Origin of the sequence: Sporosarcina sp. P13, assembly GCF_002743055.1 — a bacterium.
Lineage (GTDB): Bacteria > Bacillota > Bacilli > Bacillales_A > Planococcaceae > Sporosarcina.
Map to the genome: position 1 here is coordinate 32,865 of NZ_PDYM01000027.1, position 10,846 is coordinate 43,710.

Sequence of the window (10,846 nt, forward strand, 5' to 3'; positions counted from 1 at the left end):
AGAAAGTATTTTTAGTCGTTCTGCAATATGGATATTACTTAAATGCCTTTGCAATCTTTAGAACGTGCTGGAGATTCTTTTTGGCCGTATGGAAATCAAGCGTGGCAGCTTGATTTCTTGCGATAATAACATAGTCAAAATCTGGTTTAATTTCATCTTTCATTTCTAGGAAGGATTGCCGAATATAGCGCTTAATCCTGTTACGCGTGACGGCATTGCCGACTTTTTTGCTGACGGATAGCCCTATACGGAACTCTTCTTGTTCTACCTTCTTATAGGTATAGACGATAAACTGTCGATTTGCAAAAGACTTTCCCTTTTTAAAAACTGTTTGAAATTCTTGGTTTTTCTTAATTCGCTGGCTTTTTTTCATAGTTCCACCTGCTTTAATTTTCTTCCACTACCTGTAGATCCCCTAATAGAAAGCTACTAGAATAGGGTTTGTCATGAAGAAGTCGCTCAATAGCAAAAAAAGACCACTGATAAGTCAGTGGCCTTATGCTGAAAGAATTTTTCTTCCTTTACGACGACGAGCTGCTAAAATTCTACGGCCGTTTTTTGAACTCATTCTTTGACGGAAGCCGTGGACTTTACTGCGTTTACGTTTATTTGGTTGGAATGTACGTTTCATTTCGTAAGACACCTCCTGCTTGATTGTCTCTTTTCCTACTGTGACAGTCTTGACTAGTATAGCTAGCCAGTAAAAGAATGTCAATGGTTTTCTATAGAACATGTTTTAGTCATCTCGTAGATCTTTGCTTCATACCTAAAAACTTATCCACACCCGAACACGTCGTACTTCCGGATGAAATGTTGGTAGCTTAAAACTGTGGATTTTTTATTCTAGCAATTGTCGACAAGTTTTTCACATATCCAAGGTTGTGGATAACCATTTTATGCACAGTTATTGGTATTGTTAATAAGTCATTAGACTGCTTGTCATTATTCAGTTTCCCTGTTACAATAAAAAAGCTTTTATTGTGCATATAATTTTTACAATAAATCTTATCCACATATGTGAATACTATGTGGATAGTTTTTTCAACATGTTTCGATAATTTTTATCCACAAGCCTGGATACTGTGCATAAGCAGATTCCCGGCTTTTATAATCTTATCGTAAAGGAGGCACACGATTGGAAAACCTATCGAGTTTATGGGAACAGGTATTAAAAAATATTGAAACGCGCGTTTCGAAACCAAGTTTTGAAACTTGGCTAAAATCGACCAAGTTGCTGACGTATGAATCGGAAAATGCAACGATTGCAGTTCCCAATTCATTTGCTAAAGATTGGTTGGAAACGCATTACGTTCATTTAATTACGGGTATTTTATCGGAGTTAACTGGAGAAGACCGGATCGTAGAGTTTGTTGTTCCACAAGATATGGCTGAACAAGATATTAAGTTACCTAAAACACAGCCAAAAGCAGTAGAGAAGGTTCCTATGGCAAACTCTGCTGGTATGCTGAATCCTAAATATACGTTTGATACATTTGTTATTGGCTCGGGTAACCGTTTTGCGCACGCCGCTTCACTTGCCGTCGCAGAGGCGCCTGCTAAAGCGTATAATCCTCTCTTCATTTATGGTGGAGTAGGACTAGGGAAAACACACTTAATGCACGCAATTGGCCATTATGTATTGGAGCAAAATCCCTCATTGAAAGTCGTTTATTTGTCATCTGAAAAGTTCACCAATGAATTCATTAACTCAATCCGCGACAATAAAGCCGGTGATTTTAGAGATCAGTACCGTAATGTAGATGTACTATTAATTGATGATATTCAGTTCTTGGCAGGAAAAGAACAAACACAAGAAGAATTTTTCCATACATTCAATACGTTGCACGAAGAATCTAAGCAAATCATCATTTCAAGTGACCGTCCGCCAAAAGAAATTCCTACACTGGAGGATCGGCTGCGTTCACGCTTTGAGTGGGGATTAATCACTGACATTGCACCGCCGGACTTAGAGACACGGATTGCAATTTTACGTAAAAAAGCCAAAGCAGATGGGCTTATTGATATCTCTAATGATGTAATGTTATACATCGCCAATCAAATTGACTCGAATATACGCGAGCTTGAAGGGGCCTTGATCCGCGTGGTTGCATACTCTTCACTCGTAAATGCGGATATTACGACGGATCTAGCAGCGGAAGCATTAAAAGACATTATTCCGAATTCTCGTCCACGAATCATTACCATATTGGATATCCAGAAATCCGTTGGGGAACACTACAATATACGGTTAGAAGACTTTGTTGCGAAGAAACGAACGCGAGCTATTGCATTCCCACGTCAAATTGCGATGTATTTATCGAGAGAATTGACGGATTCATCATTACCCAAAATTGGTTCCGAATTTGGTGGGCGTGATCATTCCACTGTAATTCATGCGCACGAGAAGATTTCAAAACAGCTAGATATAGATAAATCTTTGCAACAAGATATTCAAGATATTAAAAAGACATTAGGCCGTGCGTAAGAAACTGTGGATAACTGTGGACAAGCTGTGCAGGGTAGTCCACCTTTTATACACATGTGGGAAACTTAGAAACTTATACGTTTGTGGCGGTTTTCCACATATCCACAGGCCCTACTACTATTACTACTATATTTAATTACTTAATTATTATTATATAAGCGAGGTACCGAGATGCAGTTTGAGATTATGCGAGACAGATTGTTGGATGGATTAAGCGATGTCATCAAAGCAATCAGTTCAAAAGTAACAACACCGATTTTGACAGGTATAAAGTTAAATGCCACGGAAAAAGGATTGACAATGACCGGAAGTGATTCAGATATAACAATCTCCACATTTATTCCTTTAGAAGAAGATGGTACACAAATTATTAAAATGATTCAGCCAGGTACACTAGTACTTCAGGCAAAAGTATTCAATGAAATTATTCGTAAACTGCCAACCAATGAAGTAATGATTGAATTACGTGATGGGATGAAGACGCATATTCGTTCTGGACAGTCTGAATTCCATATTATTGCCCAAAGTGCAGACGAATATCCTATTTTACCGGATATTCAAGATGCCGAACGGTTTGAACTACCGGCGGACTTGATGAAGTCTATTATTCGAGAAACAGTCTTTGCCGTATCTCAACAAGAAACACGTCCAGTATTGACGGGTGTCCAGTGGATGATGAAAGAAGATGAGCTGTATTGTATAGCGACAGATAGCCACCGCTTAGCTCGTAGAATTATTACACCTGAGGTTCAAGCAAGTACGCCATTTAATGCGGTAATTCCAGGTAAAAGTCTTCAAGAATTAAGTAAGATCTTGCCGGATCATTCCACCGCAGTAGAAATCTTCATTGCTAACCAGCAAGTGTTATTTAAACTGCATAACGTATTGTTCTATTCAAGATTGCTTGAAGGAAACTACCCAGATACATCTCGTCTTATACCAAGTGAATATAAAACGTCTATTACGATTAATGGACGGAATTTACTCCAAGCGATTGACCGGGCATCATTACTTGCACGTGAAGACCGTAATAATATTGTCCATTTTTCTACTGACGGTAGTCCACATGTGCAAATCTCTTCGAATTCACCAGATGTGGGTAATGTAGAAGAATTGGTGGAAGCTGTACACATTGAAGGGGAACCATTAAAAATTTCTTTTAGTGCAAAGTATATGATGGACGCACTTAAAGCTATTGATAGTCAAGACTTGAAAATTCATTTCACGGGTAGTATGCGCCCATTCATCTTAAAATCGGTCGACAGTGAAGAAATATTGCAATTAATTTTGCCGGTTCGAACATTTTAATTTGTGAATAAAGAAAATAACTAGAGAAAGGATAGTCATACGTTGGCTATCCTTTTTACTTATTGTGAAAAGTTAGGTAAACTAGAGGGACAGACTAAATTGTGAGGGATTGAGAAATCATGGAAAACGTACAGTTTAATACAGAATATATTACATTAGGCCAGTTATTAAAGATGACAAATATTATTAGTTCAGGCGGTATGGCAAAATGGTATTTAGGAGAAAACGTAGTGTATGTAAATGGTGAACCAGAACAACGTCGTGGTAAAAAATTATATGACGGTGATGTCGTGAATATCCCGGGTGCAGGAAAGTTTAAACTGTCAGTGGATGAATCTGGACAGTCGGATGTATATTGATCGGCTACAGTTAACAAATTATCGAAACTATGACTCCCTAGAATTACAGTTCTCTCCAACAATGAATGTATTAATCGGTGAAAATGCCCAAGGAAAAACCAATGTCATGGAGGCGATCTATGTATTAGCGATGGCAAAATCCCATCGCACATCAAATGATCGTGAACTCATACGTTGGGAACAAGAGTGTGGTAAAATAGAAGGGCACGTAGAACGTAAATTTGGACATATGCCATTAGAGTTAACGATTTCTAAAAAAGGCAAGAAAGCAAAAGTTAATCACTTGGAACAAAATCGTTTGAGTATGTACGTGGGACAAATGAATGTCGTGATGTTCGCACCTGAAGACTTACATATTGTCAAAGGTAGCCCACAACTACGCAGACGTTTTTTAGATATGGAAATAGGACAAATTTCAAGAGTCTATTTGCATGACTTAGTTAACTTTCAAAAAGTGTTGAAACAACGAAATGCTTTGCTAAAAGCGAATCGAGGCAAGTTGGACCTGCAGGATGTAATGTTCGACATTTATACAGAACAGTATATTCAAGTAGCGGTACAAATTATTCGTAAGCGTTTCTACTTCATGGAATTGCTGCAGAAATGGGCAAATCCAATTCATCAGGGTATATCACGTGGCCTAGAAACACTTGAAGTTTCATATGGAACTTTAAAAGATCTGCATTCTGGGCAGACTGTAGAAGAAATGGAAACTATTTTTGCGAATCAGTTGAAAAGTGTTCGAAGGCGCGAGTTAGAACGAGGACTGACATTGGTAGGTCCACATCGTGATGATTTGCAGTTTTTTGTTAATGGGTATGACATCCAAACATATGGATCACAAGGTCAGCAACGAACGACGGCACTTTCTTTAAAACTGGCGGAAATTGAGCTAGTGAAGCAGGAAGTAGGGGAAACACCTATTTTATTGTTGGACGATGTGTTATCAGAGTTAGATGATTATCGTCAATCACACTTACTGAGTTCGATGCAAGGACAGGTTCAAACGTTTGTCACAACGACAAATATTACGGGAATCGATCATGATACGATCCAGCAAGCAGCTATTTTTGAGGTGCATGCTGGTTCTGTGAAAGGTAGAAAGTAGCGGTTTGCTAGGTTTGGAAAGGAAAGGTGAACACCTTGGCAATGGAAGAGAAAGATATGCAGCCAGCTTATGATGCAAATCAGATACAAGTATTAGAAGGTCTTGAAGCTGTCCGAAAACGTCCCGGTATGTATATTGGAACAACAAGTGCAAAAGGGCTTCATCACCTTGTGTGGGAGATAGTAGACAATAGTATTGACGAAGCACTCGCTGGCTATTGTGATCACATAGAAGTAACAATTGAAGAAGACAATTGGATACGCGTAGAAGATAATGGTCGTGGGATTCCAGTTGGCATACAGGAGTCCACAGGAAGACCGGCTGTAGAAGTTATAATGACCGTTCTTCATGCCGGTGGAAAGTTCGGTGGCGGCGGTTATAAAGTTTCCGGTGGTCTACATGGTGTAGGTTCATCCGTCGTTAACGCATTGTCCGAGAAAACAGAGGTTTACGTTAAACGTGACAACAAGCTATTTGCTATTGAATTTTCTAGAGGTCCTGTTTCAAAAGAGCTAGAAGTAATTGGAGAGTCTGACGAAACTGGAACAGCTATACGTTTTAAAGCAGACGCCGAAATTTTTACAGAAACGACTGTTTATGAGTACAGTATACTTGCTACACGTTTGCGCGAACTAGCTTATTTAAATCGTGGATTACGTATATCAATTACTGATGAGCGCGGTGAAGAAACAAAATCTGATGTATTCCATTACGAAGGTGGCATTAAATCATACGTTCAGCATTTGAATGAAAGCAAAGAGCCAATCTTTGAAGATCCGATCTTCATCGAGGGAGAACGTGACGGAATTTCAGTAGAGATTGCTATGCAATACAATAGTGGCTATGCGGAAAATCTTCTGTCATTTGCTAATAATATTCATACGTATGAAGGTGGTACACACGAGTCAGGCTTTAAAACAGCATTAACACGTGTCATCAACGACTACGCACGAAAAAGTGGTTTATTGAAAGATGCGGATGGCAATCTATCGGGGGATGATGTGCGTGAAGGACTTACGGCAATTATCTCTATCAAACATCCAGATCCTCAGTTTGAAGGACAAACGAAAACAAAGCTTGGAAACTCTGAAGTGAGTACAATTACAAATTCATTATTTTCCGAAGCGTTGCAGCGGTTTTTGATTGAAAATCCTGTAGTAGCTCGTAAAGTTGTTGATAAAAGTACGATGGCTGCGAGAGCACGTATGGCTGCGAAGAATGCCCGTGAATTGACGCGACGTAAATCCGCACTAGAAGTGTCTAGCTTGCCTGGGAAACTCTCTGACTGCTCTTCCAGAGATCCGTCAATCAGTGAGTTGTATATTGTTGAGGGTGACTCGGCTGGTGGTTCAGCTAAAAACGGCCGGGATCGCCACTTCCAAGCAATTTTACCTTTACGCGGTAAAATCTTGAACGTAGAAAAAGCACGTTTAGACCGGATTCTCGGTAATGCGGAGATTCGTATGATTATTACAGCACTTGGTACAGGAATCGGTTCGGAATTTAATTTGGAGAAAGCACGTTACCACAAGCTTGTCATCATGACAGACGCTGACGTAGACGGTGCACATATCCGTACGTTATTATTAACGTTCTTCTTCCGTTTCATGCGTCCGTTAATTGAAGCAGGTTATGTATATATTGCACAGCCACCGCTTTATCGTGTGCGCGCAGGGAAAAAAGAAGAATATTGTTATGATGAAGAAGCATTACAAGAGATTTTGAGAAGTATGCCTGCTTCTCCAAAGCCAGATATCACACGCTATAAAGGTCTAGGTGAGATGAATCCGGAGCAACTATGGGAAACAACGATGGATCCAGATCAGCGTACATTCCTACAAGTTCGTCTCGAAGATGCCATGGAAGCAGATGCTACATTCGAAGAATTGATGGGCGATGAAGTAGAACCGCGCAGAAAATTCATTGAAGATAACGCTGTTTTTGTACAAAATATCGACACCTGATCAGTCGTCAACCGCTAGTGGGTTGGCAGTAGTTGAATTTATAGACGTAAGTGGTGAAAGGAGCTTGACAACATGGCAGATTTGCCAAGAGGCGGAGTGCAAGAAATAAATATTAATACAGAGATGAAAACATCCTTTCTGAACTATGCGATGAGCGTTATTGTTTCTCGTGCGCTACCGGATGTTCGAGATGGTTTGAAGCCAGTACATCGACGTATTTTATATGCAATGCATGATTTGGGGATTACAGCAGATAAACCACATAAAAAGTCGGCACGTATCGTTGGGGACGTTATTGGTAAGTACCACCCACACGGTGACAGTGCAGTTTATGACACGATGGTCCGTATGGCGCAAGACTTCAGTTATCGCTATATGCTTGTTGATGGTCACGGGAACTTTGGTTCTGTGGACGGTGATGGTGCTGCAGCGATGCGTTATACAGAATCACGTATGTCTCGTATTGCGATGGAATTATTACGTGATATCAATAAGAACACGATAGATTTCCAAGCAAACTATGATGAACAGGAGAAAGAGCCAGCGGTTTTGCCAGGACGTTATCCTAACCTACTAGTTAACGGGACATCGGGAATTGCGGTGGGAATGGCAACAAATATACCTCCTCACCATCTAGGTGAAACTATTGACGCAGTACTTGCATTGGCAGAAAACAGTGCAATTACAACAGAAGAGTTGATGGAAATTATACCAGGGCCAGACTTTCCAACAGGCGGTATGATTCTTGGACGTAGCGGAATCAGACGCGCCTACGAGACTGGTCGTGGTTCACTTATTATCCGTGGTAAAGCAGAAATAGAGACTGCTTCAAATGGCCGTGAAACCATTATTGTGACGGAAATTCCATTCCAAGTGAATAAAGCTAAATTAATTGAAAAAATTGCGGAACTCGTGCGCGATAAGAAAATTGACGGCATTACGCACTTGGCGGATGAATCAGACCGTACAGGTATGCGGATTGTCATTGAAGTACGACGTGATGCAAATGCCAATGTATTGTTGAATAATCTATATAAGCAAACTGCCTTGCAGACTAGTTTCGGAATTAATATGCTGGCACTAGTAGACAAGCAACCAAAAGTTTTGTCACTGAAAGAAATCTTATTCCACTACTTGGAGCACCAAAAAGTAGTGATTCGTCGTCGTACACAGTTCGAGCTCAACAAAGCCGAAGACCGTGCACATATCTTGGAAGGATTACGTATAGCACTTGATCATATTGACCGGATCATTGCATTAATCCGTGCGTCTAAAACAACAGCTGAAGCGAAAGCAAACTTGATGGAAACATTCGAGTTGTCTGATCGTCAGTCGCAGGCCATTTTGGATATGCGTTTGCAACGTCTAACTGGTTTGGAACGAGACAAGATCGAATCAGAATACCAAGAACTTCTAACACTTATTTCAGAATTACGTGCTATTTTAGCAGATGAACTAAAAGTGATTGAAATTATTACGGAAGAATTAACTGAAATCAAAGAACGTTTTGCAGATGAACGCCGGACAGAAATTATGCTTGGCGGTGCTGAAATGCTAGAAGATGAAGACTTGATTCCAGTAGAGAACTCCATCGTTACGTTAACTCACCAAGGCTATATTAAGCGCCTACCTGCGAATACTTACCGTAGTCAAAAACGTGGCGGTCGTGGTATTCAGGGAATGGGTACAAACGAAGATGACTTTGTTGAACACTTATTAAATACATCTACACATGATACGATCTTGCTATTTACTAGCCGTGGCCGAGTATTCCGTAAGAAAGGTTATGAAGTTCCTGAATATAGCCGAACAGCAAAGGGATTACCGATCATCAACCTTATTGACTTTGAAAAAGGTGAAAAAGTAACTGCAATGATCCCAATTAGTGAATTTAGCGAAGATCATTACTTATTCTTTGCAACAAAACATGGCGTCATCAAACGTACATCGATTATGGATTATGCAAATATCCGAGCAAATGGACTCATTGCTTTAGGTTTGCGTGAAGATGATGAGCTAATTTCCGTGAAGATGACAGATGGTACGACAGATATTGCGATCTGTTCAAAACAAGGAATGCTTATTCGTTTCGATGAAGAGAGTATTCGCCCGCTTGGTAGAACAGCAGCTGGTGTACGCGGAATTCGCTTGCGTGAAGCGGATGAAGTAGTTGGCATGGATATAGTTGCTCCAAACGACGACATTCTGGTAGTCACTGAGAAAGGGTATGGAAAACGTACGCCTGAAATTGAATACCGTTCGCAGTCACGTGGTGGTTATGGTCTGAAAACTATGCATATGACCGAGCGAAATGGAGAAATTGTTGCGATGAAGGCAGTTAATGGTGAAGAAGACCTAATGCTCATTACCATTCATGGCATCCTGATCCGTATGTCAATTGGTGATATTTCAATATTTGGTCGTTCGACTCAAGGTGTACGATTAATTCGCTTATCAGATGACGAGCTTGTAGCAACAGTCGCAAAGGTTGAGAAAGACGAAGATCATGGAGAAGATATAGAAGAATCCGAGGTAATTGTTGAAGAAGTCTCAGATGAACTAGATGATAAAGAGTGAATAAAAGTTATTGAGGGGGCATAAAGTGCCGCTTCAATAACTTTTTTTATTTATCGGTTCTATAATATATATATGATAATTTGCTCAGGTATCTATCCACAATAAAAATTATACGGTAATAGATGGAGAAGAAAGCAAATTGGATGATAGTGGTGAATAATTACAGAGAGGTAAGTGAATTATATCAAGGTAACTGGGAGTCTGAATAATTTATCCGAAATCCAGAATTACGAAGCACATCATTTGATTAGCGTAGGGATTTTAGCTGGATTAATCAGTGAACAGATGGGGTATCCAAGATGGTAGGTATTACAAATAGGTATTGCACGTGTATTAGCTGACAGCAAAATGGAAAAGTAGAACAGATAATTTTGATAAAGCAGCATTCTCGACTAGTGAAAAACTAAGTAAAGCGAAAAGCACGTCATTCTTAGTTTCCAAATGATTCAAGCCTCTCCACTTGTACGTCAAGAAATGAAAGTAGCTATTTTCAACATCATGAGTGATTTGATGGTAATGGGGAACGTATTGTTTTATTAGCTAACAGAAAAGTCACGAAAGTAAAGTTCATTTAACTCATTTAAGTATTCATCTCCTGTTTATGCGGAGATGAATGCAAGAACTTAGTGTAGTATTATTGTAAACAATAATGTATTAGTTTAGACCGTTGCTAAATGTTCCTTCTATATATTGCTCAATAAGTAGAGCATCCAATATTTCGCGTCTTAGGTTGAAAAACAAGAAATTTTTAAAAAGATATTAGAAATGCTTGCAATTTAAATAGATGGGTGGTATATTAATAAGCGTCGCATTAAGCAGTTGCGAAAACATCATTCTTACTAAGAAAATCTTTTAAGAAAAGTGTTGACAACAAGATGGCGATTTGGTATTATTAAAAAGTTGCCTCTTACGAAAGAGCGACTACATGAACCTTGAAAACTGAACAGCAAAACGTTAACGAAATAAACGTTTGTGCATCGACTCTGTCGGTGACATAAACAAAATGAGTATCTTAATTGATGCCAGCAAATGAAACTCGAGCTAA

At 39.5% G+C, this 10,846-nt stretch carries 8 protein-coding genes; 6 read left to right on the plus strand and 2 right to left on the minus strand.

Going from position 1 to position 10,846, the window contains the following annotated elements; genetic code table 11:
• Nucleotides 1-34: 34 nt before the first annotated feature.
• Both rnpA and rpmH read right to left on the minus strand, forming a co-directional pair.
• Nucleotides 35-373 (minus strand): ribonuclease P protein component, encoded by a 339-nt coding sequence (gene rnpA / locus CSV79_RS11985; RefSeq protein ID WP_099689295.1) that lies wholly within the window; start codon nucleotides 371-373, stop codon nucleotides 35-37.
• Between the two features lie 123 nt (nucleotides 374-496).
• On the minus strand, nucleotides 497-631 hold the full coding sequence (rpmH, locus tag CSV79_RS11990; RefSeq protein ID WP_099689296.1) for a 50S ribosomal protein L34: 135 nt from the start codon (nucleotides 629-631) through the stop codon (nucleotides 497-499).
• Nucleotides 632-1,135: 504 nt separating this feature from the next.
• Between rpmH and dnaA the strand changes: the two genes are divergently transcribed.
• From dnaA to gyrA, 6 genes are all read left to right on the plus strand, one after another.
• Nucleotides 1,136-2,485, plus strand: a complete 1,350-nt coding sequence (gene dnaA / locus CSV79_RS11995) for a chromosomal replication initiator protein DnaA (RefSeq protein WP_099689297.1) — start codon at nucleotides 1,136-1,138, stop codon at nucleotides 2,483-2,485.
• A gap of 171 nt (nucleotides 2,486-2,656) precedes the next feature.
• Nucleotides 2,657-3,793: a DNA polymerase III subunit beta gene (dnaN, locus tag CSV79_RS12000; protein ID WP_099689298.1), complete on the plus strand. Its 1,137-nt coding sequence runs from the start codon at nucleotides 2,657-2,659 to the stop codon at nucleotides 3,791-3,793.
• 119 nt (nucleotides 3,794-3,912) lie between these two features.
• A complete protein-coding gene (gene yaaA / locus CSV79_RS12005) occupies nucleotides 3,913-4,152 on the plus strand; it encodes a S4 domain-containing protein YaaA (protein ID WP_099689299.1) in 240 nt (79 codons plus the stop codon).
• Complete coding sequence (gene recF, locus CSV79_RS12010) at nucleotides 4,142-5,260, plus strand: DNA replication/repair protein RecF (protein WP_099689300.1); 1,119 nt, start codon at nucleotides 4,142-4,144, stop codon at nucleotides 5,258-5,260. The genes yaaA and recF overlap by 11 nt, the downstream gene beginning before the upstream one ends.
• A gap of 41 nt (nucleotides 5,261-5,301) precedes the next feature.
• Nucleotides 5,302-7,224, plus strand: a complete 1,923-nt coding sequence (gene gyrB / locus CSV79_RS12015) for a DNA topoisomerase (ATP-hydrolyzing) subunit B (protein ID WP_099689301.1) — start codon at nucleotides 5,302-5,304, stop codon at nucleotides 7,222-7,224.
• 72 nt (nucleotides 7,225-7,296) lie between these two features.
• The gene (gene gyrA / locus CSV79_RS12020; RefSeq protein ID WP_099689302.1) at nucleotides 7,297-9,801 is read left to right on the plus strand and encodes a DNA gyrase subunit A; all 2,505 of its coding nucleotides are present in this window, start codon (nucleotides 7,297-7,299) and stop codon (nucleotides 9,799-9,801) included.
• Nucleotides 9,802-10,846: the final 1,045 nt, after the last annotated feature.

Bases quoted from the DNA above. Each gene is read 5' to 3' on its own strand.
- rnpA (WP_099689295.1), bottom strand. From the start codon at position 373: ATGAAAAAAAGCCAGCGAATTAAGAAAAACCAAGAATTTCAAACAGTT.
- rpmH (WP_099689296.1), bottom strand. From the start codon at position 631: ATGAAACGTACATTCCAACCAAATAAACGTAAACGCAGTAAAGTCCAC.
- dnaN (WP_099689298.1), top strand. From the start codon at position 2,657: ATGCAGTTTGAGATTATGCGAGACAGATTGTTGGATGGATTAAGCGAT.
- yaaA (WP_099689299.1), top strand. From the start codon at position 3,913: ATGGAAAACGTACAGTTTAATACAGAATATATTACATTAGGCCAGTTA.
- recF (WP_099689300.1), top strand. From the start codon at position 4,142: ATGTATATTGATCGGCTACAGTTAACAAATTATCGAAACTATGACTCC.
- gyrB (WP_099689301.1), top strand. From the start codon at position 5,302: ATGGAAGAGAAAGATATGCAGCCAGCTTATGATGCAAATCAGATACAA.
- gyrA (WP_099689302.1), top strand. From the start codon at position 7,297: ATGGCAGATTTGCCAAGAGGCGGAGTGCAAGAAATAAATATTAATACA.